Origin of the sequence: Streptococcus equinus (genome assembly GCF_049393735.1) — a bacterium.
GTDB lineage: Bacteria > Bacillota > Bacilli > Lactobacillales > Streptococcaceae > Streptococcus > Streptococcus equinus_G.
The window spans coordinates 132,634-154,853 of sequence record NZ_CP185946.1; the positions used below are offsets into that span (position 1 = coordinate 132,634).

Genomic DNA, 22,220 nt, shown 5'->3' on the forward strand with positions numbered 1-22,220 from the left:
GAGGAATAGATATGGCAAAAGATATTAAATTTTCATCAGATGCACGCGCAAGCATGATGCGTGGGGTAGATATTTTAGCAGATACAGTTAAAGTAACCTTAGGCCCTAAAGGTCGTAACGTAGTTCTTGAAAAATCATTTGGCTCACCACTTATCACAAATGATGGTGTCACAATCGCCAAAGAAATCGAACTAGAAGACCATTTTGAAAACATGGGAGCAAAACTTGTATCAGAAGTTGCTTCTAAAACAAATGACATTGCTGGTGACGGTACAACAACTGCCACAGTTTTGACACAAGCAATCGTTCGTGAAGGTCTTAAAAATGTTACTGCAGGTGCTAACCCAATCGGCATCCGTCGTGGTATCGAATCAGCTGTTAAAGTTGCTGTTGATGAATTGAAATCAATTGCTCAACCAGTTGCTAACAAAGAAGCTATTGCACAAGTTGCTGCCGTTTCATCACGTTCTGAAAAAGTTGGTGAATACATTTCAGAAGCTATGGAAAAAGTTGGTAACGATGGTGTTATCACAATCGAAGAATCACGTGGTATGGAAACAGAACTTGATGTGGTAGAAGGTATGCAATTTGACCGTGGATACCTTTCACAATACATGGTTACTGACAACGAAAAAATGGTTGCAGACCTTGAAAATCCATACATCTTGATTACAGATAAGAAAATCTCAAACATTCAAGATATCTTGCCACTTCTTGAAGAAGTTCTTAAAACAAGTCGTCCACTTCTTATCATCGCTGATGACGTTGATGGTGAAGCTCTTCCAACACTTGTACTTAACAAAATCCGTGGTACTTTCAACGTTGTAGCTGTTAAAGCTCCTGGATTTGGTGACCGTCGTAAAGCAATGCTTGAAGATATCGCCATTTTGACTGGTGCGACTGTTATTACAGAAGACCTTGGTCTTGATTTGAAAGATGCTAACATGACTGCTCTTGGTCAAGCTGCTAAAGTAACGGTTGATAAAGATAGTACTGTTATTGTTGAAGGTGCTGGTGATGCGACAGCTATCGCTAACCGTGTTAACGTGATTAAATCACAACTTGTTTCAACAACATCAGAATTTGACCGTGAAAAATTGCAAGAACGCTTGGCTAAATTAGCTGGTGGAGTTGCAGTTATCAAAGTTGGTGCAGCTACAGAAACTGCTCTTAAAGAAATGAAATTGCGTATTGAAGATGCTCTTAACGCTACACGTGCAGCCGTTGAAGAAGGTATTGTCGCTGGTGGTGGTACAGCTCTTGTTAACGTTATTTCAAAAGTTGCTGAACTTGAACTTGAAGGTGATGAAGCTACAGGTCGTAACATTGTTCTTCGTGCTCTAGAAGAACCAGTTCGCCAAATTGCTTTCAACGCTGGTTATGAAGGTTCAGTTATCATTGAACGCTTGAAAAATTCAGAAGTTGGTACAGGATTTAACGCTGCTAACGGTGAATGGGTGAACATGGTTGAAGCTGGTATCATCGACCCAGTTAAAGTAACTCGTTCAGCTCTTCAAAATGCTGCTTCAGTAGCAAGCCTTATCCTTACAACAGAAGCTGTTGTTGCTAACCATCCAGAACCTGCTAAAGCACCAGCTGCACCAGGAATGGATCCATCAATGATGGGCGGTTTCTAATCTGAATAACGAATAAATAGAAGAACACCTCATTTGAGGTGCTCTTTTTGTATGTCTGCATATCTTAGTTGAAAATTTGATATAATGAAAAAAGGATTCTTGATAAAGGAGGTGTGCTGTATTGGATGAAAAAGAATTGATGAGCTTAGGTGAATTATACCGCGAATTACGTGTGGCGCGTGGTTTAAAGCTGAAAGATGTTGCGCATGATGGTTTATCAGTGTCACAATTATCAAAATTTGAAAATGGTAAAAGCATGCTGACAGCAGATAAGTTACTAACAGCTATTTCAGGCATCCACATGAGCTTTTCAGAATTTGGTTATGCTCTTAATCATTACCGAGCAAGCTCTTACCACAAAATCGGAAATCAGCTAGCAACTTTGCAAATTGCTGGGGATATTGCTGGTTTGAAAGACATGCTCAAACATTTTGAGGCTAGTGATAACTTTGATGCTTACAATCGCCTGACTCGAATTGATATTGTCAGTGCCATTTATTCTCTTGATTCGAGTTATGAGATTAAAGAAGATGACAAGCATTTTTTGACACATTATCTTTATGGTATTGAGCAGTGGACAGAGTATGAGCTTTATCTTTTTGGAAATACCATGTCAATTTTGTCCAATGATGATTTGATTTTCTTGGGGAAAGCATTTGCTGAGCGTGATGAATTTTACCTTGCGCTTCCTCAGCATAAAAAAGCAGCGCAGCTTACTTTTATCAATATCATTTTGACTTTGATTGAGCGCAAGCAACTTTACTACACAAAGTATTTTTTAAATAAGCTTGAGAGCATGATTAATTATCAAGATATGTTCACCGTGATTTTTTTGACCTTTTTAAAAGATACTTTAGCTTATCTGAAAGGCGAGTCTGATGATGTTATGCCGATGAGAGATTGTATTGAAATGGTTGAAAAGCTTGGAAACTCTACTATGGCAAAGCTTTTAGAAACGCATTTAGAGACTTTTCTTGAATTATACAAAAAAGACTAGGGAATTTCCCTAGTCTTAACTTTAGAGAGAACAAAAATTGGATTAGAAAGGCCAAATTCTAAATGTTAGAAGAATTGTTAAGAGTAAAATTAATTTTTTTACCATATTGCTGACCTCCTTAGCTATTATTTTACCTTAAAAAGGGGGTAAAATAGGAAATTATCATATATGAAAATATAGAATACAAATTTTCATATTTGCGAATTTGGAATAATAGATTTTTTTCATGGTATATTATATCCGTAAGTATTTGAGATACTTACATGGAGTGATACTTTACTTGGTTAGGCAAGCGTTTTTCATATGAAAGGGTCAATTGTTTGGGAGCTTTTGATTTTTGGGAGTCATATGAAAAACAAGTATCATTTCAAAGGGATGGATCTTATCCAGGAGAATTAGCATTTGCTAATAATGGCATCTTGATTGTAGGATTGAGATGTACAAGTCATATCTTTTTTTCTTGATTGAGCGACACCGTCTGTAGTATTAGTAGTATTATACGTTCAATGACAAAATTAGTACATTTCCGAGAGATATGACATGAGATGGGGTTTATCGAGAGTGTTTAAGCTCTTTGATTGTTCACACATTGAAATCATTTTATAAACATTCTCATAGACTTATTTTTAACATCATATTTTCGGTTGGGGGCAGCTGAAAATATGTTGGTGCAGCTTGACTGTATAACTTTCTGAAAAGACTGACAGCTACACTAAAAAACTTAGAAAAAACGAACTCTTTGATTTGGTAGAGCTCGTTTTTTTGTTTTATTTTCTTATATGATAATTTTAGATAATTATAATAATCTGTGCTAAACTAAGTGCGTAAACGACTTTGCGTTTGCGAGTTTATTCTGCTAAAAGTGTCGTAAAAAATCTTTCAAATTTTGTGGGTGATGATTATGATGAAACGAAAAGTTGACGAAGAATTTTTAGACTTATTGACTAAGGTGCAGCAACTCGAATCTGTACAAAAGGATAAGGAATTTTATGACTTAATTTCTCTTGCTGCTGACAAAATACAAAAGAGTGCTAATTCTGATATTGAGATTATGCGATTAGGATCATTTATTAACAAATACTTAGTTTCTAACCCTTCTCAAGAATTAGTTGACCTGCAGTTATTTATGCAAAAAAGAGCCAATCGCTACAAAGGATGGCTCAATGTTACCGGCTGGTTTTCTTAAGAGATTTATGATGGTTTTTCTAACTCTTTTTAAGGAATAAACTGATTAAAGTAAATCCTAAACAAATAGGGTTTACTTTTTTCGAGATTTTATTTTTGCACAAATAATAAAAATAATGTGATAAAGTAAAAATAGTGCACAAGCCCAAAAAACAATGAAATCAATGACTTTAGCCAGTGCTGGAAAATAAGTGTTAATGATAATAAAAATCATGGTTAAAGCAGATAATATCATCGCTCCTAACAACTCTTTTTTGAACATTTTTAAATCTCCTTTGATGTTTTTATGGTATCGTTTTTAGCTGTTTTTAACAAGTAAAATAATCGTAAAAAAGCTGTGTCTGTAGTATACTAAGGTTAGAAAATGTTGATTTAGTTTATATATGCTTACTGTATGAAGGGAGTAGGCTTATGATGTTTTGGTTAGGTGTTGCTGGTGCTGTTTTAGGTGCGATTTATCTTGTTATTGTGGATAACAAAGATGACTTTTGAATGACAAAGGTGGCTTTTTAGTCGCCTTTTTATGTCATAGGTGTGAATTTCTTGTAACAGTAGTTTAAAAAGTTTTTGGTATAATGATAGCTCAAGTTTTGTTAGGATAGGGAGAGAAAAATGATTAAGTTTAAACACAAGAAAATTTGGATTCCTAGTTTGATTGTGGGAATTTTGCTGATTGCTTTTGTGGTTTGGGGAAGTTTTCATTACTCTAAAAAACAAGTGATTAAAGAGTACGTGGCAGCTTATCAAAAATCAGGTGATACTTTTGACAATATCAAAGGTTTTGTGGTTTGGGCAGATAACGATGAAAAAGTTACGACCGACGAGGCTAAGTATGCTACGTTTAACAAACTCTCAAAAGCAGAAGCAAATCAGCTCAGTCAAGATTTGCAAGATGCAGGGGCTTCAGATAATCAATATGTTAAAAAGGTTGGGCAGAAGTTTTTGATTTTTCCAAACTACCGCATCGCTTTGAAACCTTTGAATCTGACGATTAAGACGAACGTCAATAAGGTTGATATTTTGTTGAATAAAAAGAAAGTAGCAGTCAGTGACTCAGAAGATTACAGCGTGACGCTTGAGCGTTTGCCAATTGCAGATTATACAGCAAGCATCTCTGGCAAATACAATGGTAAGCCAGTCGAACTTAGCAAGGCTTATGACGGTGAGAATAATCTTCTTGATTTGTCAGTCAACTTTAAATCTTTTAAGGTGACAAGTAATTTAACTGATGGTGAGCTTTATTTTGATGATACGCGTGTGGGAACTTTGGAAAATGGGGAATATGATGTCAGTGATTATCCTTTGACTGACTCAGCTAAAGCTTATGTCAAGAAAAAATTCTCAGACGGTGATTTGAAATCGCAAAAACAAGCTCTTTCAAGTATTTCTGATGGGGATACTGTTGCTTTGGACGCTGAGGGATTGTTGGACAATGAAACGGCTGGTAAAGTGCTAGTATCAGCTTTTGACCAAATGATTTTGTATTTGAATGCTGGACAAGATTCATCAACAGTAGCGACAGTCTTTGAAGATGGTGCTAGTAATGAATTTTACAAAGGCTTGAAAGAAAGTATCACAGCTAAGATGCAGACTGATAGCCGTAAGGCAACAAGTTTGACCGTCCCTAATATCGTTTTGACAAATCTCACACAGGTTGGTAAAGAATCTTACGTGGCAGGTTTTACAGCGACTTATGATTTCCATTACGATAAATCAACAGATACTGAAAAACAAAGCTCAGGTGATGTTATTCAAACCCTAGAAGGAAAATTGACGCTGAAAAAATCAGGCGCAAGTTACTTGGTAGCAAATTCAGGGCAAAGAAGCATCACAGTAACTGGTGAAGACAATCAAATCAAGGTAGATTCAGTTCTGCCAGAAGCTATGCTTGGAACATGGAAAGTTGATGACAAGAGCGACACATCATTTACCTTTGATGCTGACGGAACAATCACCCAATCAACTAAAAATAATAAAAAACAAACTAAGATTACGGGTGTCGAAGACAAGGGTAATAATATCTATCATTATGTTTACGGAGATGATACTGATACGAGTGCTTTTGTTGTCAGTGGTCTTGGTGGCGTTGGTGTTAAGTATACTTTTGGTATTAAAATCGACGGTGACAAGCTTAGATTGGTTGTTTGGCAGGCTAATAAAGATGATGATTTTGATTATAGCAAGCCAACGCTTGGTAGTACTTTAAGTAAGAAATAAGAAAAGGAAGTAGGGATGTAAAAGTTGATTTATCAACGCATTCGAACTCACTTAACCACTGCGTTTCGCTTATTATAATTGCATAAATAAAAGAGGTTGGTGACTTTAGTCCCAACCTCTTAATGTAATCCTGTTTCAAATGTTTTTGAGACGGCTTCGACACTGATTTTTTCAAGGGTAAATGGATGTGTGAAACTGAGTTTGTGTGCGTGGAGCATAAGACGTTTGGCAGGTATTTTGCTATAAAGTGGGTCTCCGATAATGGCGTGATTGTGTGCTGATAAATGCACGCGGATTTGGTGGGTACGTCCAGTTTTTAAACGGCACTTGACCAGTGTTCCTTTTTTGAAGGTTTTAAGTCGGTCAACAATTGTCAGGGCAGTTTGTCCGTTTCTACGATCGACGACACGTTTTCTGCGGTCGTGACGGTCACGTCCGATTTTATCTTGAAAGACTTGATGTTTTGGCTCGAATTTTCCTTGTGCTAAAGCCCAGTATTCACGAGAAATGTCTTTGTTTTCAAGGAGTCGGTTGAGGATAGGTAGCACAAAAGGGTTCTTAGCGAACATGACAGCTCCGCTAGTTTCCATATCTAAGCGGTGAATGACGTAGCAAGTCTTGCCAACGTAAGCAGAGACATGGTTGAGCAGGGCAATTTCATTTGGTTCATTGCCGTGAGTTTTCATGCCTTCTGGTTTGTTTACGATGATGAGATGTTCATCTTCGTAGAGGCAATCGACAAGCTCAGCCTGCCCAAATGGAATCTCTTTCTGCGGATAATCATCGTCATCAAAGATTAATTGGATGGTGTCACCAGTTTTGACAAGGCTTTGCCAATTAATCATTTCACCATTGATGAGTAGGTGCTTTTTGGTACGTAGAAAATGACGAATTTTTCGCGGAATCAGTAAATGTTCTTCTAGAAGTTCTTTGACTGTGCAGTCAGGGTATGGATTTTTAATCGTAAATGATAAAGTCATGGCTCTATTATAACATGCAAGCAAGCAAAAACGCATCTTGTCAGATGCGCTTATTTTTTATCGTCTTTTTTGTCGTGGAGCCAGTCGTCGTATTTTTCTAGCAAGTTTACCGCCATTTGTACGGCAACTGCCATTGAGTAAGCTTCTGTGCCTTCAGCTTCACTTTCAGAAACTTCGATTTTAGTTTCATCGTAAACAGCTTTTAAACTATCGTGAGACAATGTTTTTTTGAATGCGTCAAATCCTTTAGACATAATAAATCCTTTCTAATACTCTTTTTGAGTATTGTGGACAGATAAGTTGATAGCGTTTTATTATTAATTTTATTTTACCACAAATGACTTGAAAACGTTGTAATCAAGATGTAATCCTTTTACATCTGACGATTTTTGAAAGAACTGTTATAATGTGGTTATGACAAAATTTAAATTGATTAAAGAAAAGGTTCTTTCTTTTTTGAAGACAGCAAAAGAAGAACTGCCTTTCAAAAATCACACCAGCCAAGAAAGTGACAACGATGATTATTTGGCTGATGATTTGACTGATATTGAAGTGGAAATGGAGCAAGAAACTCCGACTTATCAACGAAGCAAAAGCTATCACGAAAAAGCTAAAAAACAACCGGCTTGGCTGCAAAAGATTTCACGCTTTATGCCATCACCTAAAAATCCGATTAGACGTTTTTGGCGTCGCTATCGTATTGGTAAAATTTTGCTTATTCTTGTTGGTATCGTGGTTTTAGCTATCGGCTCGTATTTGTTTGTGGTCGCTAAGTCAACAAATGTTTCTGATTTGCAAGACGCTTTGAAGGCAACAACTGTGATTTATGACAAAGACAATAATCAAGTTGGTTCTCTTTCAGGGCAAAAGGGAACTTACGTTGAACTCGATGCTATCAGTGATAACATGAAAAATGCGGTTATCGCAACTGAAGACCGTTCGTTTTATAAAAATGGTGGGATTAATTACTCACGTTTCTTCTTAGCCTTGTTTACCATGGGTCATTTTGGTGGTGGGTCAACCATCACACAACAATTGGCTAAAAATGCTTATTTGAGCCAAGAACAGACCGTCACACGTAAGGCAAAAGAATTTTTCCTTGCTATCGAGTTGACGAAGAAATACAGCAAAGATGACATTTTGACCATGTATCTAAACAATGCTTATTTTGGAAATTCGGTTTGGGGAATTGAGGATGCTAGTCAGAAATATTTTGGGACAAGCGCAGCTAATTTAACGATTGAACAATCAGCCATCTTAGCTGGTATGCTGAAAGGTCCTGAAATTTATAATCCTTATTATTCTGTGGAAAATGCGACGAACCGCCGTAACACAGTTCTAGGTGTTATGGTTGATGCTGGTAAAATCACACAAACTGAAGCTGACCAGGCTAAGCAAGTGAATATCGCTGATGAATTAAATGATACGTATACTGGAAATTCTGACGATTACCAATATGGTTCATATTTCGATGCGGTTATCCAAGAAGCTCAAGAAAAATATGGTTTATCAGAAAATGATATTGTCAATAACGGTTACAAGATTTACACAGAGCTTGACCAAAATTATCAAGCTAATATGCAGGCTGTTTTTGACGATACCTCATATTTCCCAGTGTCTGACTATGATGGGGAAAGTGCTCAAGGAGCTAGTGTTGCTATGGACCCTGCAACAGGAGCAGTACGTGGTTTGGTTGGGCGAGTAAGTCCAAGCTCATCAACTTTCCGTAGCTTTAACTATGCGACACAGGCTTCGCGCAGCCCAGGTTCAACGATTAAGCCACTTGTTGTGTATTCTCCAGCGGTCGCATCAGGCTACGCTATTACCAAGGAATTACCAAATACTGTTCAAGATTATGATGGCTACAGTCCGACAAACTATGCTGGAATTGAAACGGCTGATCTTCCAATGTATCAAGCTCTTGCTAATTCTTACAACATTCCAGCTGTTTATTTGTTAAATAAAATTGGAGTTAGCAAAGGTATTAGCTACGCTAAGAAATTTGGACTTAATATGAAAAATGTTAAGGAAGAACTGGGAATTGCTCTTGGTGGTGGTGTGACTACTAACCCGCTTGAAATGGCGCAAGCTTATGCAACCTTTGCTAACAATGGTGTTATGCCAAAAGGACATTTGATTTCAAAAATTGAAAATGCTAGTGGTGAGGTTATCGCTGAATTTAAACCATCTACTAAGCGCGTGCTCAGCAAATCTGTTTCAGATAAGATGACAAGCATGATGCTTGGAACTTTCTCAAATGGTTCAGCTGTTAATGCCAATGCTTACGGCTATACAATTGCTGGTAAGACAGGTACTGTTGAGGCAAGTTTTAATGAAGATTTGACAAGTGACCAGTGGGTTATCGGCTACACACCAGATGTTGTTATTGCACAGTGGATTGGTTATGATTCGACAGATGAAAATCACTACTTGAACGATGCAAGTTCTGGTACGGCTTCAACTATCTTCAGTGCTGTTGCGAGCGGTATTTTACCATATACTGCAGGAACAGAATTTACCGTAGAAAATGCTTATAGCCAAAATGGTTATGACCTTGTTTACAGCGCAGATGGTCAAGCAAGTACAAGCCAATCATCAAGCTCTGATGATATTCTTGATAAAGTCCAAGAATCAGCTCAAGATGCTGGTGAAAAAATTGGACAAGCTGTTAAAGATGCTTGGAATAGTTTTTCAAATTGGTTTAACCAACAGGCAAATTAACGGACTTGTCAAAATAAGAAAAACATGATAAAATAAGGTCTCGGAGGAATTATGGCACAGAAAAAAGCAAGTTTAGCTTGTACAGAATGTGGAAGCCGTAACTACTCTATCGGAGTTAGTAGCAACCCCAAACCTGTACGACTAGAAGTTAATAAATATTGTAAACATTGTAAAAAATACACGCTACACAAAGAAACACGATAATTTGTAGCGGTCATTCTCAGCTTTAGAGTAATGAGCGAGATGATAGAATAAGGAGGAGTCGCCTGTGGCATTCATTAAGGGAGTTTTTACGATTTTAAGTGAAACAACATGGCCAAATCGTAAACAACGTTGGAAAGATTATATCTCTGTACTTGAATATACAGCATTCTTTACCATTGTTATTTTCATTTTCGATAAATTGCTCTCACTGGGAGTGATGGATTTATTAAATCGATTTTAAGAGATAAGCTGGGTTTTGCCCAGCTTTTTTGTGTATAGATTTGGCAGTAATTCGTTGACAGCGCTAGCGATTTTTCCTATAATAAAATAAAGAAAAAACACCCAAAGAGCCTCTAAAGGGCTTTTTTATAATGGAGGAAATTATGTTAGATTCTTTTGATAAAGGTTGGTTTGTGCTACAAACTTACTCTGGTTACGAAAACAAAGTTAAAGAAACACTTTTGCAACGTGCACAAACTTACAACATGTTGGATAACATCTTGCGTGTTGAAATCCCAACACAAACTGTTAACGTTGAAAAAAATGGTAAAATCAAAGAAGTTGAAGAAAATCGCTTCCCTGGTTATGTTTTGGTTGAAATGGTTATGACAGACGAAGCTTGGTTCGTTGTTCGTAACACTCCAAACGTTACTGGTTTCGTTGGATCACACGGTAACCGTTCAAAACCAACTCCACTTTTGGAAGAAGAAATTCGTTCAATTCTTATCTCAATGGGTCAAACTGTTGATGTGGTTGACACAAACATCAAACCTGGTGATGTAGTTCAAATCATCGATGGTGCTTTCGTTGGTCAAGAAGGACGTGTTGTTGAAATCGAAAATAATAAAGTTAAATTGATGATTAATATGTTCGGTACTGAAACACAAGCTGAATTGGAACTTTTCCAAATCGCTGAATTGTAATCATTCTTATTAAAAATACCTCTAAGCTCGAGTAGTTTAGAGGTATTTTTTTGTTTTTTTAAATGGTGTCATCTTAAAACGTATTCACCATTAGAGTGTCTTGTCTTTCCCTCATTTATCTGATATATTTAGAATATTACAGAGTTGTTAGAGTATATAGCATACTTTGATTGTCAAAGTATTTCAATTGAAAGAATAGATTAGGGAGATTCTTTGTCGTGGATTTTAAAAAGGAATTTGGTCAAAAGATAAGAGACTTGCGAAAAGAAAAGGGAATGAGTCGACAAAGAGTCTGTGGAATTGAGGATGTATTAACAACAAGGCAGCTTCAGCGAATTGAAAAGGGACAATCTTTGCCTACAATTGCAACAGCTGTTTATATTGCTGATAAATTGGGAGTTTCTTTGGATAGATTAACGAGTAAAGAAAGTTTAGAACTTCCAGATGAGTATATTAATTTGAGATATCAGCTGAGAACGTTATACCATTATGGTAATAAAGAAAGACTTTTACAGCGTGAAAAAATTATCGAAAAAATTTATGACCAGTATTTTGATTATTTACCGGAGGAAGAACAGATAGCACTTCAAGTTGCACAGGCTTCTGTGGATATGATTTGCTCAGGTAATGGTTCATATGACCAAGGATTATTGGATGAGTACTTGGAGCAGACTCGAAAAAAATCTCGTTTGTCTTTTAATGATGTTGAAATCATTCAGTTACGTCTGTTGTCATTGGCTATTCATGATTTTGATAAGGTCGAATTTATTGATTTGCTAAGTAAGGTGATTTTGGCAGTAAGTTATTTTCCGTTGGCAGATTTGGGGAAAATTCAAGATGTCATTATTTCAGCAGCAGGTGTTTTGTGTTGCTACGGCGAGTACGCTTTGCTTCCAGATGTGATTGAAGTTCTGCGTGATATCATGACAAAGCGTAATGACTATAGGGATAATATTTTTATTTATGCTTTTCAATGGAAGATAGCTCTCTTTTTAAAAAACGATACCAAGGAAGCTAAGGAAAAGTATGAGAAATCTATCGTTATGGCAGATTTGTTGTCGGAAGATTTGATTAAGGAAAATATGCAACGAGAATGGCAAAAGGATTTGGAAATTCTAGGGATTGATAAAAATGATGCCCTTTTTTAAAAAAGTGTTGAATGATGCTCGTGAAAAGAGGCTGGACAATGTCTAGCTTCTTATTTTTTATAATTGAATAAACAAGACGCAGTGGTCAACTGTGCGGAGGTGAGATGGCGAAATCGAATTGGTTTGAAATTACCAATTCGATTTTTAGTTTTTAGGGTCAGAAATAAAGTCTCCACTGGAGAGTTTATTTGTCTCGCTCACTTTTTTATATGGACATAAATGTCCTCACGTGAATTTATGAAAGCGTTATATAATGTTGTCAATAAAGAAAGAAAGGATGAAGGATATGTTTACGTTGCTTGACTTTTTAATTTTTTGGAAAGGCTAAGAAGTGAAATTTTTTAGCTTAATTGCCTACTGTTTTTAACCCAAACAGTATTGCAGGATGGATTATGCAGGGAAGTATTTCTAGGAAAAATAGCGGTAATGATAGAAAGTGATATTGAAAAAAGATTTGAAGAAGTTTCTTATTTGACCATAACCAATTCGGCTGAAATAAATAAGTTAGTTTCAGTGTGGATAGATGAAGAACTGTTTAAACTAACAATGATTGAGCAAAATAGCCAAAAGAAAATTTTATTGGGAACTATTGGTCCAAATGCCAAAATTATTGTAAGAGAGCAGGAATAAATAATAAGAGTGTATTTGTGCTGGATGGAGGTGCAAATTTGTGGATAAGTCTAATATTTTAGGGAAAAACGAGGAACTATCTGATAATCAATATTGCTTATATGATACACGGCTGGCAAATAGTTTATTGATTTCAACGCATTTAGTGGGGAGAGTCTATTATGCTAATGAGATTGTTGAAGGTGGTACTTACGAAAAAGGTGCTGTGCTACTAGCAGTTGAGATTTTAGGCTTGACCTATGAATATGTAGCTGATGAATCAGTAAAAATCCTCAAGAAATATTGTGATGATGGGGGTATTGTTGGGTATGATACTCCCATACTTCTTGTGGAAAGGATAAAAAGGTGATATCGACAGTAATTTATGGCGGTCAAGGTAATGTTCAGTTAAAACATTTGCATCAGATGATAAAGACTGAAAAAGGTAAGGAGTTGTTATCACAGCTGAAGAATTGTGATTTTGATTCATACCAACTGTTTCAAGATGTTTTAGATAAAAATTGTGCTTTAGATGGTTTGCATGCAGCAATGCTTACGACTTTTCTTTACAATGCTTGGGCAACACAAGATGACAAGATTGAAAATGGAACACGATTTTCAGCCCATAGTGCAGGAATTTTTAATGTGTTACTGGCTAGTGGAAGTGCTAGTTTTCAAGACATTGTTGCCTTTATTAAAAAAAGAGCGCAGTTAGTGGAGAGTGCCTCACATCAAGAAGAATTATTTCTGGTAATGACAGACAATATGACACTTTTGACTCAAGAGGTTTTGAGTGTACATCCAGATAAATTCCAATTGGCTATTCTTACGGATGATATTTCAGGTGTTCTTGCCATGAAAAATGATGATTCGGCGCTTTTGCAAAATCTTGCACAGCAGGCTAATTGTTCACTGAAAATTAAGCAGTTGGGTGTCAAGGCACCTTATCATACAAGCTTTTTAAATCAAACACAAGAAAAATATGGTGAGTTGGTTCAGGCATTGAACATTGTTCAAAATGAAGCTTACAGCTATCTTTTCCACTGTGATGATTTAACTGATGAGATTATGTATCAATGGAATCATTGCTTTGATTGGAATGGTATTAAAGAAAAAATATTAAATCAGGAAACAAGGATCATTGATCTGTCTCCGAATAAATTTATTTCCAAACAATTGATGAAAATGAAAAAACGAAAGGAAAAAAGATGAAAGTAGCAATTGTTACAGGTGGCACACGAGGAATTGGCGCAGCCATCTCAAGAGAATTGCACAAGGAAGGTTACCAAGTTATTGCGATTTACGCTGGAAATGACGCTTGCGCGATGGCTTTGAAAGAAGAACTACCAGGGCTTGAAGTTCACAAATGTGATGTTTCTGATGCTAAAGCTGTTCAAAAATTGGTCAATACAATTTTTCGGACTTATGGACGCATTGATTGTCTAGTCAATAATGCGGGAATTATCCGTGATGGCTATTTTTTGATGATGTCAGATGAAAAATGGCACGATGTGCTTAACATTAATCTTATGGGCTTGGTTAATATGACTAAGGCAGTTTTACGTATCATGAAAGCAAAGCATATCCAAGGTAAGGTTGTTAATATTTCATCGACAAGTGGTGTGGCTGGTCAAGTCGGTCAGGCTAATTATTCAGCTAGTAAAGGTGCTATTATTGCGGTTACTAAGACTTTGGCTAAAGAATTTGCCAAGGATCGCATTACAGTGAATTGTGTTAGTCCTGGATTCATTGAGACAGATATGACTAGTGAGTTGCGTAATAAAGCAGAAATAGAAGAGCATATTATTCCACTGGGAAGATTTGGAAAAGCCGAGGAAGTGGCTTGGGCAGTGGCATTTTTGGTCAGTGATAAGGCAAACTACATTACAGGAAAAAATTTGGTAATCGATGGAGGAATGATTAATGATTAATTGGAACGAAGAGAAAACGGTGATTGAGACACGTCAAAAGGTAGTTGATCAAATCAAAGATGTTTTGATTGATTCTTTGATGCTAGATCTTGATAAAGACTTGATTACCAATGATCAACCGTTGTTTGGACGTGGCTTGGAGTTAGATTCTATTGATGCATTGGAGTTATCAATTGGGTTATCTACAACATTTGGTGTTGAAATCAATGATGACGACATGGCTGTCTTATCATCTGTTAATAAATTGGCAGATTTTGTGATTGAAAACAGTGAGGATTTAGATGGTGAAGATTAATTGTGATGATATTATCAAGATGTTACCCCACCGATATCCTTTTTTATTAGTTGATAAAGTCTTGAAGTACAAGACGGGAGTCATTGAGTGTCGTAAAAATATCACGATTAATGAGCCATTTTTCCAAGGTCATTTTCCTGGTCGCCCGATTGTTCCAGGGGTTTTGATGATTGAAATGGCTGCACAGTCAGCAGCTTTGCTTTATATTTTAGATTCTCTTGAAGGAAAAGAAGTGACAAGTGCAGACTTGAGCGCTGAAAATGTGGCTGAAAAGGTTGGGTATTTGGCTAGCGTGAAAAATTTTAAATTTAAAAAAATCGCAACACCTGGTGACCAACTGACCATCACGTGTAAGTCGCAATCAAAACTTGGTCAGCTTCTTGAGATTCAGGCAATCATTCGTGATGAGAATAAACAAGAAGTGGCTTCAGGAAGGATGTTAGTATCGGAAAATGGAGATTAGACTAAAAAATATTCGAAAGCGTTATGGCTCTTTTGAAGCTTTAAAAGGCGTTGATCTGGTCTTTGAAGAGGGAAAATTCTATGGGCTATTGGGGCCAAATGGTGCTGGGAAAACAACCTTGTTTAATTTGCTGATAAAAAATTTTAAGCCAAGTTCAGGTGAGATTTCTTGGGAAATTGATGGCAAGTCATTATCTGACAAGGAATTTTATAAGCATATTGGGATTGTTTTTCAGAGCAATCGATTGGATGAGAACTTGACAGTTGAGGAGAATCTGGTTGCGCGTGGTGCTTTGTATGGCTTGTCAAAAGCTAGTGTTCACAAGCGTCTACAAGAATTACAGGCTTATTTGGGTATCAATGATATTCGTAAACAAAGATATGGGAGTTTATCAGGTGGTCAAAAGCGTAAGGTTGATATTGCACGTGCACTTTTGCCAAATCCTTCTTTGTTATTGCTTGATGAGCCTACGACCGGATTAGATCCTCAATCAAGACATGATTTGTGGGAAGCTATCAGTCATTTAAACAAAGAAGCTCACATGACTGTGGTTTTGATTACACATTACCTTGAAGAGATGGCAGCCTGCGATGTGTTAAATGTCTTGATTAGTGGAAAATTATATTATTCAGGTGATATTTCAGGCTTTATCAAGGCACACTCAACGACAAATCTTCAGTTAGTGTTAAAAGATGGTTGTTCGGTAGCTGAACTTTCAATTGCACCTTTTGTGGCAAAGAGTGAAGTTATCTCAGAAAGAGAAATCATTTTTTCAGATGTAACTGTAGATGAGATGATGCGTATCATTTCAGACAATCAAGATAAGTCCGTTATTGAAAGTTTTAATGTGGCTTATTCTAATCTTGAAGCTGCTTATCTGAATTTGTTGAAAGAAAAAGAAGGGAAGACGAATGTTTGAATTAATTTCTAGAAATCGTAAGGTATACACACGCGATCGCATGGCATTTTTTATGTCATTTCTATCGGTGATTATTCTTATTCTAGTTTATCAAGTCTTTTTAGGGCAAATTCAGATTGATGCAATTAAGGCAGCTTTGCACAGCCAAACGGCATCAACACAGACGATTCATATGGTGAATTATTGGTTGATTGCTGGACTTACGACCATTGTTTCCATGACTGGAACGCTTGGAGCGTTTGGAGTGATGGTGGCTGACCGTGAGAAAAAATTAAGTGAGGATTTCAAAGTTAGTCCGACGTCAGCGATGACGATTGAATTATCTTATGCCATTTTTGCAGTGCTTTTTGGCATTATTTTAACCATGTTTTCATGCGTTTTTGCGATTGTTATTTTTAATGGCTTTTCAGCTTTGCTAGATTTTTCAATGGGTGATTATGCGAAAATTTTCGGTGTCATTTGTCTAGCAACGGTGCTATCAGCCAGTCTTATTTTGCCAGTTCTTGCTTTCATTCGTACGAGCTCATCGTTTACAACTCTAAGCACAATTGTTGGTACTTTTATAGGATTTATCTCAGGAGTTTATCTTTCAATTGGTTCAGTTGGAAAAACGTTGCAGCAAGTGATGACTTGGTTTCCTCTCACACAAATCAATGCTTTGCTTAAGCAAGTTTTGATGAAAGAATCACTAGCTAAAGTTTTCGATAAGGCTGACAACTCAGTTGTGACAGATTATAAAGAATCTTACGGAGTCTTATTAAAAGATGCTAGTGGCAATGTATTTTCAAATCATTTCATGTTTACCTATTGTTTAGCTGTCATCGCAGCATTTCTCTTACTTCACTTTGTGGTTAAAAAGGTTAAAAAATGACAGAAGATAATCATTTAGAGATTGTGCAGGCTTGTCCTGCTGATTATCCAGAAATCGTTAGGTTATTTAATAAAAATCATGTTTATCAATTTCCAGATGAGCAACCTTTGACGGTTGAGGATTTTGATTTGACCATGAAAATCAAGGAAGTTAAGCAATTTTTCCTATTGCGCCAAAATGGTAAGTTAATAGGAACATCAGCTTTTTTCAAATTCATCACACATGAGTGCCTAGATTTGGACAGTAGTTTTAGTGGATTTTTGTTAATTGACTCAGAGAGTCGAAGTGGTCAGGCAATCACTTTTTTGTACAAGACGATTTTAGAGCAGATTACACAGCTTGGTTTTTCGAATCTTTTTACCGAAATTAGTAAATACAATAAACCTTCGCTGTCATTATCACGTCTAAATGGATTTCACGAATACAGCCAAACTTATGAGGATATTTTGCACTGTCGCTCATTGCGCAGCAATTTGCCAAAGGTTATCAAAACATTTTGTTTATCTGATTATCATGGCAAATCCTATGATTTATCAACTTTTGAAATTTTAGAAGAAGTTGAGGATGCTAACATTAAGGAGACTTTTCTTAAGACACGCATCTCAGATGAAATCATTTGTTTTAAGGTGCAAGATGAGGCGAGTTTGCCGTATTTCTTAAAAATGGATTTATTTCAGCTAGCCGTTGTAAAAGAAAATGGTCGCTATTATTTACAAGCAGATTTCTTTTCAGAGGATGTTGAAAAGATTCAAGCTAAGGTTGGAAATCATCGCTTTGTTACCTTGACGAAAAACCATCCTCGCTGTGCTTTGCGAGGTTACACGCATCGTCATAAGGTTGGTGCAAATATTATAACTAGACATGGTACGATTTCAGTTCAACTTGAAAATTATATCAGCCAAGGACATGGGAAAAATCATCAACTTCATCGTGTCTTTCAAGGTTATGATTTAAAAATCTCCCCAGAAGGTAGTCTACTTTTTTGCAGAGACGAAAAGGTTATTTTTGAGGACACCTTCATTATTTTTAGTCAACCACTTGAAGCTATTTTTAAAATTAAGGAAAAGGCAAATGGACTTGATATTAGCTGGCGTTATCAAGGCGCACACATTTGTAAAAAAATTAGATTCGATGATAATCGTGTAAGCTGTACTTATACTTGTAACACTAAAGCTCAAGCGATGATGCCAGAAATTGTAAAACAAGGTTTTAAAATTTTTTGCCAAGAACAATTATTAAAAGACGGTGAGTGTTATTTGGCGAATCGTCCCGGATTTTATCCATTAGAGCATGATGATTTTTTGCGACAGAGTTTGTTTAATCGTGATTGCTTTGAATATGTCATTCCAAGTGAGGATTGCCAGATTTTATATCAGCCACTTGGAAAAGCGAGCAATCAAATGCAGTTTCGTCCATTGAGTATCTGTCCATCATCGCAATTGCAGCAGCAAAGCTATTACTTTACGATGACAAGGCGTGATTTTTCAGCTGACAGTACTTGCTTTGACGAAACGATTTACCAAAAGACTGACAAAAACTTATTAAAATACCTTTCACAGTTAGAATTGGAAGACGAGTTCGGTTATGGCACGAAAAGACCACTAGCAGGTCGAAGAAAATACTCTATAAATTCGCTGGTTTTAGCACACAATCAGGTTGTTTTACCTGAGGTGTTTATCCCCAAAAATTCTAAGCAAGCCTCTATTTCATTTGCGTTTAAAATAAAAGGAAATCTCTCGCAGCTGCGTTTTAACGAGCAGATTTTCTATCAAAACAAATCCCACATTTTAGAAAATCAGCAGCAGCTTGTAATTTATGATGAAAAACAGGATCGTTACCTGCAGTTTTCTTGCCCAGCTGGCGTTTTCTATTCTTACAAAGAAAATAACACTTTAAAAATCAGATGTGTCTTTGACACTACAGCCTCTCACGCAATCAATGTGAGATTAACAGAATATAAAAGGAGTTAAAAATGACGAGCATTTATACGACATTGCGCACAGATAAAGCTTATAAAATTTATGACGGATTTCTTTACGAAGTTTCTGGTGAAGAGTGCGAGGAGGCACTTGACTTAGTTCTTCCGAAGAATATTGTTTTTGCAGACACAGAGACATGTGGCTACACTTTCTTGCTAAATGAAGATGGTAGTGTTTATGATGAAGTGACCTTTTACAAATTTGACGATGTTTATTGGCTTGCTAGCCATAAAGATTTACAAGGTTATTTTTCTGATTTGGACTTTGATTTTACAGTGGCAGATATCTCAGATAATTACAAAATGGTTCAAGTTGAAGGGAAAAATTCAGGGGATATTGCTCAGCAATTTTATGAATATGATATTTCAACTTTGAGTTTCCGTGGCATGTCAGAGATGACTTACGAAGATCAAGCTGGTTACTTGGCTCGTTTTGGATTTTCTGGTGAATTTGGTTACCAATTCTTCTTGCCAAGTGCTGTTTTTGAAGCATTTATTGCGGATGTTTTAGCTGGTGTGGAAACTTATGATGATACTTTGGATGAATTTTTACGATTTGAAGTTGGTCAACCAATCACAAGCATTTATGCTACTGAAAATCAGTCACTTTATGAGCTTGGTTATTCATGGAATCTTGATTTTACAAAAGAAGCATTCCGTGGTCGTGAAGCTTTCCTAGAAGGAGCCGAGGCTGCTGAATTGCGCAGTGTAGGGTTTACAAGTTCTGAAAAATTAGCTGAACAAACAGCTGTACTTTTTGATGATCAAGTAGTTGGTCAAGTGAGTTGGTCAGCTGATGATATTAGTGAAAATGGACGCTACTTAGGCTTGATGACAGTAGCTAAAGACTTTGCACATTCTGGTGTTCATTTTGTTACGCAAGACGGGCAAGTCCTTGAAACTCTTTCAAGTCCATATCGCATCCCAGAAAGTTGGAACAAATAATGACAGTATATGTTAGCGGAGTAGGAATTGTTTCTTCACTTGGTAAAAATTATGCTGAACACAAGGCAAATCTTTTTGCTTTGAAAGAAGGAATTTCTAAGAACGAATATCAAAATCACGACTGGACTTTAGAGGCTTACACAGGACGCATCTTTGATGATCCTAAGGTGCCAGAGTGCTATCAAAATGAAACACGCAATTTTAAATTTGCTTTTTCAGCTTTGCAAGAAGCACTTGATTCTTCTGGAATTAACCTGAAAAATTATCACCGAGTTGCCATGTGTTTAGGAACGTCGCTTGGTGGTAAAGTCGCTGGGCAAGAAGCACTTTATCGTTTTCTTGATGGGGACCATGAAGTTGAAGCGGAATTATTGTCTAAGACATCTGTTCACCATATTGCGGATGAATTGATGGCTTATCATGATATTGTTGGTGAAACTTATGTGATTTCAACGGCTTGCTCAGCTAGTAATAATGCGGTGATTTTAGGAACACAGCTTTTGCAAGATGGTGAATGTGACCTTGCTATCTGTGGAGGCTGTGATGAGTTGAGTGATATTTCTTTGGCTGGATTTACCTCACTCGGAGCAATCAGTGCCAATGCTTGTCAACCTTATTCATCAGGAAAAGGAATTAATCTGGGTGAAGGTGCAGGTTTTGTCATCTTAGTTAAAGACAAATCTCTAGCTAAATATGGCAAAATTATCGGCGGTCTAATTACATCAGATGCTTATCACATTACAGCACCAAAACCAACAGGAGAAGGTGCAGCCCACATTGCTCAAACGTTAGTAGCTAAATCTGGAATTGACTACAAAGATGTCGATTATATCAATGGTCATGGAACAGGTACTCAAGCAAATGATAAAATGGAAAAAAATATGTATCATAAATTTTTCCCTGAAACAACACTCGTTAGCAGTACCAAAGGTCAGACAGGACATACGCTTGGTGCTGCAGGAATTATTGAGCTGATTAATTGCTTAGCTGCTATTGAAGAGCAGACGGTACCTGCTACTAAAAATAGTATTGGTCATGATGGCTTTCCAGATAACTTTATTTACAATCAAAAACGTAGCCACGCTATCAAAAATGCCATGAACTTTTCATTTGCCTTTGGTGGCAACAATAGTGGTGTACTTTTGGCTTCGTTAGATTCTGACCTTGATACCTTTGCTGCTAACGATAATGTGCGGTTAACAGTCCTCTCATCCGCAAGCTCTCTTGATAAACAAGCCCAAGATAACAAGCAGTACGAGTTGTGTGATAATGATTTTAATGATTTCAAGGCTTATCGCTTTAAAAAAGCTATGCCACCAAAAACAATCAACCCAGCACAATTTCGTAAGATGGATGATTTTTCAAAAATGGTTGCACTGACAACTGATAAAGCTCTTCAGACTAGTGGAATTAATTTGAAAAAAATGGACACTTCTAAAGTTGGAATTGTCTTTGTAACTCCTTCAGGTCCTGTTGAGGTTGTTGAAGGTATCGAAGAACAGATTACCAAAGACGGTTATGCACATGTGTCAGCATCACGTTTCCCATTTACAGTGATGAATGCTGCTGCAGGTATGCTCTCAATCCTCTTTAAAATAAAAGGACCAGTATCGGTCATTTCAAGTAATAGCGGAGCTATCGATGGGCTTCAATATGCTAAAGAAATGATGCGTAATGACCAACTTGAGCGCGTGATTCTTGTTTCGGCTAACCAGTGGACTGATTTCAGCATGATGTGGTGGCAACAGATGAATTATGATAGCCAAGAGTTTACTTGCGCAGATTATTGTTCTGTTCAGGTTCTTTCTCGTGAAGAATCTCCAGAAGAGGCTAAAATTCTGGCTAGTCGTCAATTGAAATATAGTGGCAAATCATTGGATGATGTGGCAGCTATTTTTGATGCAGCATATCAGAAAATGCTAGATGAATTGTCTCTAACAAGTCGTGATATTCAGGCTTGTATTTGGAATTCACGCAAAAAAATCGATAGCACAGATTATGAATTCTTGATTCAATTGTCACAACGTTACGGCTATCAAAATTTGGCAGAGCAGGCGTTTGCTTTTTCATCAAATGGAGCTGGTGAAGAAATTGATTTTGTTATCAATGAAGAGCTAGCACAAGGAAACTATCTAGTCTTGTCTTACTCAAAATTTGGTGGTATTTCATTTGCCATTATCCAAAAATAGGTGCAGAT

At 36.8% G+C, this 22,220-nt stretch carries 23 protein-coding genes; 20 read left to right on the forward strand and 3 right to left on the reverse strand.

Translation table 11 applies throughout. The features are described from left to right. Positions 1-11: 11 nt before the first annotated feature. The 3 genes from groL to ACNTMY_RS00860 all read left to right on the forward strand — a co-directional run bounded on the left by groL (position 12) and on the right by ACNTMY_RS00860 (position 3,820). Positions 12-1,637, forward strand: a complete 1,626-nt coding sequence (groL, locus tag ACNTMY_RS00850) for a chaperonin GroEL (RefSeq protein WP_423216307.1) — start codon at positions 12-14, stop codon at positions 1,635-1,637. 139 nt (positions 1,638-1,776) lie between these two features. After that, positions 1,777-2,634 (forward strand): helix-turn-helix domain-containing protein, encoded by an 858-nt coding sequence (locus ACNTMY_RS00855; RefSeq protein WP_423216845.1) that lies wholly within the window; start codon positions 1,777-1,779, stop codon positions 2,632-2,634. A 901-nt stretch (positions 2,635-3,535) separates the two neighbouring features. Continuing rightward, positions 3,536-3,820 carry a hypothetical protein gene (locus tag ACNTMY_RS00860; protein WP_423216308.1) on the forward strand — a complete coding sequence of 95 codons (285 nt, stop codon included), beginning with the start codon at positions 3,536-3,538 and terminating at the stop codon, positions 3,818-3,820. A 72-nt stretch (positions 3,821-3,892) separates the two neighbouring features. On the opposite strand, the gene ACNTMY_RS00865 is transcribed toward ACNTMY_RS00860, so the two are convergent. Then, on the reverse strand, positions 3,893-4,081 hold the full coding sequence (locus ACNTMY_RS00865; RefSeq protein ID WP_423216309.1) for a hypothetical protein: 189 nt from the start codon (positions 4,079-4,081) through the stop codon (positions 3,893-3,895). 350 nt (positions 4,082-4,431) lie between these two features. Between ACNTMY_RS00865 and ACNTMY_RS00870 the strand changes: the two genes are divergently transcribed. Further along, entirely contained in the window at positions 4,432-6,036 is a 1,605-nt protein-coding gene (locus tag ACNTMY_RS00870) for a zinc ribbon domain-containing protein (protein WP_423216310.1), read from the forward strand. 119 nt (positions 6,037-6,155) lie between these two features. Here ACNTMY_RS00870 and ACNTMY_RS00875 read toward each other — a convergent pair whose 3' ends face one another. Both ACNTMY_RS00875 and ACNTMY_RS00880 read right to left on the reverse strand, forming a co-directional pair. Continuing rightward, the gene (locus ACNTMY_RS00875) at positions 6,156-7,016 is read right to left on the reverse strand and encodes an RluA family pseudouridine synthase (RefSeq protein ID WP_423216311.1); all 861 of its coding nucleotides are present in this window, start codon (positions 7,014-7,016) and stop codon (positions 6,156-6,158) included. Between the two features lie 50 nt (positions 7,017-7,066). Beyond that, the gene (locus tag ACNTMY_RS00880) at positions 7,067-7,270 is read right to left on the reverse strand and encodes a hypothetical protein (RefSeq protein WP_423216312.1); all 204 of its coding nucleotides are present in this window, start codon (positions 7,268-7,270) and stop codon (positions 7,067-7,069) included. A gap of 160 nt (positions 7,271-7,430) precedes the next feature. Between ACNTMY_RS00880 and pbp2a the strand changes: the two genes are divergently transcribed. From pbp2a to ACNTMY_RS00960, 16 genes are all read left to right on the forward strand, one after another. Continuing rightward, the gene (gene pbp2a, locus ACNTMY_RS00885; protein WP_423216313.1) at positions 7,431-9,737 is read left to right on the forward strand and encodes a penicillin-binding protein PBP2A; all 2,307 of its coding nucleotides are present in this window, start codon (positions 7,431-7,433) and stop codon (positions 9,735-9,737) included. Positions 9,738-9,788: 51 nt separating this feature from the next. Then, positions 9,789-9,941, forward strand: a complete 153-nt coding sequence (rpmG, locus tag ACNTMY_RS00890) for a 50S ribosomal protein L33 (protein ID WP_003067827.1) — start codon at positions 9,789-9,791, stop codon at positions 9,939-9,941. 64 nt (positions 9,942-10,005) lie between these two features. Continuing rightward, a complete protein-coding gene (gene secE, locus ACNTMY_RS00895) occupies positions 10,006-10,182 on the forward strand; it encodes a preprotein translocase subunit SecE (RefSeq protein WP_074482712.1) in 177 nt (58 codons plus the stop codon). Between the two features lie 142 nt (positions 10,183-10,324). After that, positions 10,325-10,864, forward strand: a complete 540-nt coding sequence (nusG, locus tag ACNTMY_RS00900) for a transcription termination/antitermination protein NusG (protein WP_423216314.1) — start codon at positions 10,325-10,327, stop codon at positions 10,862-10,864. Positions 10,865-11,082: 218 nt separating this feature from the next. Then, complete coding sequence (locus ACNTMY_RS00905; RefSeq protein WP_423216315.1) at positions 11,083-12,012, forward strand: helix-turn-helix domain-containing protein; 930 nt, start codon at positions 11,083-11,085, stop codon at positions 12,010-12,012. Between the two features lie 426 nt (positions 12,013-12,438). Beyond that, complete coding sequence (locus ACNTMY_RS00910; RefSeq protein WP_423216316.1) at positions 12,439-12,642, forward strand: hypothetical protein; 204 nt, start codon at positions 12,439-12,441, stop codon at positions 12,640-12,642. Positions 12,643-12,682: 40 nt separating this feature from the next. Continuing rightward, positions 12,683-12,991, forward strand: a complete 309-nt coding sequence (locus ACNTMY_RS00915; RefSeq protein ID WP_423216317.1) for a cylX protein — start codon at positions 12,683-12,685, stop codon at positions 12,989-12,991. 56 nt (positions 12,992-13,047) lie between these two features. Then, complete coding sequence (locus tag ACNTMY_RS00920; protein WP_423216318.1) at positions 13,048-13,833, forward strand: CylD; 786 nt, start codon at positions 13,048-13,050, stop codon at positions 13,831-13,833. Beyond that, on the forward strand, positions 13,830-14,552 hold the full coding sequence (fabG, locus tag ACNTMY_RS00925) for a 3-oxoacyl-ACP reductase FabG (protein ID WP_423216319.1): 723 nt from the start codon (positions 13,830-13,832) through the stop codon (positions 14,550-14,552). The genes ACNTMY_RS00920 and fabG overlap by 4 nt, the downstream gene beginning before the upstream one ends. After that, entirely contained in the window at positions 14,545-14,847 is a 303-nt protein-coding gene (locus ACNTMY_RS00930) for a phosphopantetheine-binding protein (protein ID WP_423216320.1), read from the forward strand. Before fabG ends, ACNTMY_RS00930 begins: the two co-directional genes overlap by 8 nt. Further along, a complete protein-coding gene (gene fabZ / locus ACNTMY_RS00935; protein ID WP_423216321.1) occupies positions 14,834-15,310 on the forward strand; it encodes a 3-hydroxyacyl-ACP dehydratase FabZ in 477 nt (158 codons plus the stop codon). The genes ACNTMY_RS00930 and fabZ overlap by 14 nt, the downstream gene beginning before the upstream one ends. Continuing rightward, complete coding sequence (locus ACNTMY_RS00940) at positions 15,300-16,229, forward strand: ABC transporter ATP-binding protein (protein ID WP_423216322.1); 930 nt, start codon at positions 15,300-15,302, stop codon at positions 16,227-16,229. The genes fabZ and ACNTMY_RS00940 overlap by 11 nt, the downstream gene beginning before the upstream one ends. After that, positions 16,222-17,100, forward strand: coding sequence for an ABC transporter permease (locus tag ACNTMY_RS00945; protein WP_423216323.1), 879 nt, complete (start codon positions 16,222-16,224; stop codon positions 17,098-17,100). The genes ACNTMY_RS00940 and ACNTMY_RS00945 overlap by 8 nt, the downstream gene beginning before the upstream one ends. Further along, a complete protein-coding gene (locus ACNTMY_RS00950; protein WP_423216324.1) occupies positions 17,097-19,070 on the forward strand; it encodes a cylE protein in 1,974 nt (657 codons plus the stop codon). The genes ACNTMY_RS00945 and ACNTMY_RS00950 overlap by 4 nt, the downstream gene beginning before the upstream one ends. A 2-nt stretch (positions 19,071-19,072) precedes the next feature. Continuing rightward, on the forward strand, positions 19,073-20,023 hold the full coding sequence (locus ACNTMY_RS00955; RefSeq protein WP_423216325.1) for an aminomethyl transferase family protein: 951 nt from the start codon (positions 19,073-19,075) through the stop codon (positions 20,021-20,023). Further along, entirely contained in the window at positions 20,023-22,212 is a 2,190-nt protein-coding gene (locus ACNTMY_RS00960; RefSeq protein WP_423216326.1) for a beta-ketoacyl synthase N-terminal-like domain-containing protein, read from the forward strand. Before ACNTMY_RS00955 ends, ACNTMY_RS00960 begins: the two co-directional genes overlap by 1 nt. Positions 22,213-22,220: the final 8 nt, after the last annotated feature.

What these genes read in the sequence shown, in the direction of transcription:
- ACNTMY_RS00945 (WP_423216323.1), top strand. Translation starts at nt 16,222, where the DNA reads ATGTTTGAATTAATTTCTAGAAATCGTAAGGTATACACACGCGATCGC.
- fabZ (WP_423216321.1), top strand. Translation starts at nt 14,834, where the DNA reads ATGGTGAAGATTAATTGTGATGATATTATCAAGATGTTACCCCACCGA.
- ACNTMY_RS00910 (WP_423216316.1), top strand. Translation starts at nt 12,439, where the DNA reads ATGATAGAAAGTGATATTGAAAAAAGATTTGAAGAAGTTTCTTATTTG.
- ACNTMY_RS00855 (WP_423216845.1), top strand. Translation starts at nt 1,777, where the DNA reads ATGAGCTTAGGTGAATTATACCGCGAATTACGTGTGGCGCGTGGTTTA.
- ACNTMY_RS00865 (WP_423216309.1), bottom strand. Translation starts at nt 4,081, where the DNA reads ATGTTCAAAAAAGAGTTGTTAGGAGCGATGATATTATCTGCTTTAACC.
- ACNTMY_RS00870 (WP_423216310.1), top strand. Translation starts at nt 4,432, where the DNA reads ATGATTAAGTTTAAACACAAGAAAATTTGGATTCCTAGTTTGATTGTG.
- ACNTMY_RS00920 (WP_423216318.1), top strand. Translation starts at nt 13,048, where the DNA reads ATGATAAAGACTGAAAAAGGTAAGGAGTTGTTATCACAGCTGAAGAAT.
- pbp2a (WP_423216313.1), top strand. Translation starts at nt 7,431, where the DNA reads ATGACAAAATTTAAATTGATTAAAGAAAAGGTTCTTTCTTTTTTGAAG.
- fabG (WP_423216319.1), top strand. Translation starts at nt 13,830, where the DNA reads ATGAAAGTAGCAATTGTTACAGGTGGCACACGAGGAATTGGCGCAGCC.
- ACNTMY_RS00940 (WP_423216322.1), top strand. Translation starts at nt 15,300, where the DNA reads ATGGAGATTAGACTAAAAAATATTCGAAAGCGTTATGGCTCTTTTGAA.
- nusG (WP_423216314.1), top strand. Translation starts at nt 10,325, where the DNA reads ATGTTAGATTCTTTTGATAAAGGTTGGTTTGTGCTACAAACTTACTCT.
- ACNTMY_RS00960 (WP_423216326.1), top strand. Translation starts at nt 20,023, where the DNA reads ATGACAGTATATGTTAGCGGAGTAGGAATTGTTTCTTCACTTGGTAAA.
- groL (WP_423216307.1), top strand. Translation starts at nt 12, where the DNA reads ATGGCAAAAGATATTAAATTTTCATCAGATGCACGCGCAAGCATGATG.
- ACNTMY_RS00930 (WP_423216320.1), top strand. Translation starts at nt 14,545, where the DNA reads ATGATTAATTGGAACGAAGAGAAAACGGTGATTGAGACACGTCAAAAG.
- ACNTMY_RS00880 (WP_423216312.1), bottom strand. Translation starts at nt 7,270, where the DNA reads ATGTCTAAAGGATTTGACGCATTCAAAAAAACATTGTCTCACGATAGT.
- ACNTMY_RS00955 (WP_423216325.1), top strand. Translation starts at nt 19,073, where the DNA reads ATGACGAGCATTTATACGACATTGCGCACAGATAAAGCTTATAAAATT.
- rpmG (WP_003067827.1), top strand. Translation starts at nt 9,789, where the DNA reads ATGGCACAGAAAAAAGCAAGTTTAGCTTGTACAGAATGTGGAAGCCGT.
- ACNTMY_RS00875 (WP_423216311.1), bottom strand. Translation starts at nt 7,016, where the DNA reads ATGACTTTATCATTTACGATTAAAAATCCATACCCTGACTGCACAGTC.
- ACNTMY_RS00950 (WP_423216324.1), top strand. Translation starts at nt 17,097, where the DNA reads ATGACAGAAGATAATCATTTAGAGATTGTGCAGGCTTGTCCTGCTGAT.
- ACNTMY_RS00860 (WP_423216308.1), top strand. Translation starts at nt 3,536, where the DNA reads ATGATGAAACGAAAAGTTGACGAAGAATTTTTAGACTTATTGACTAAG.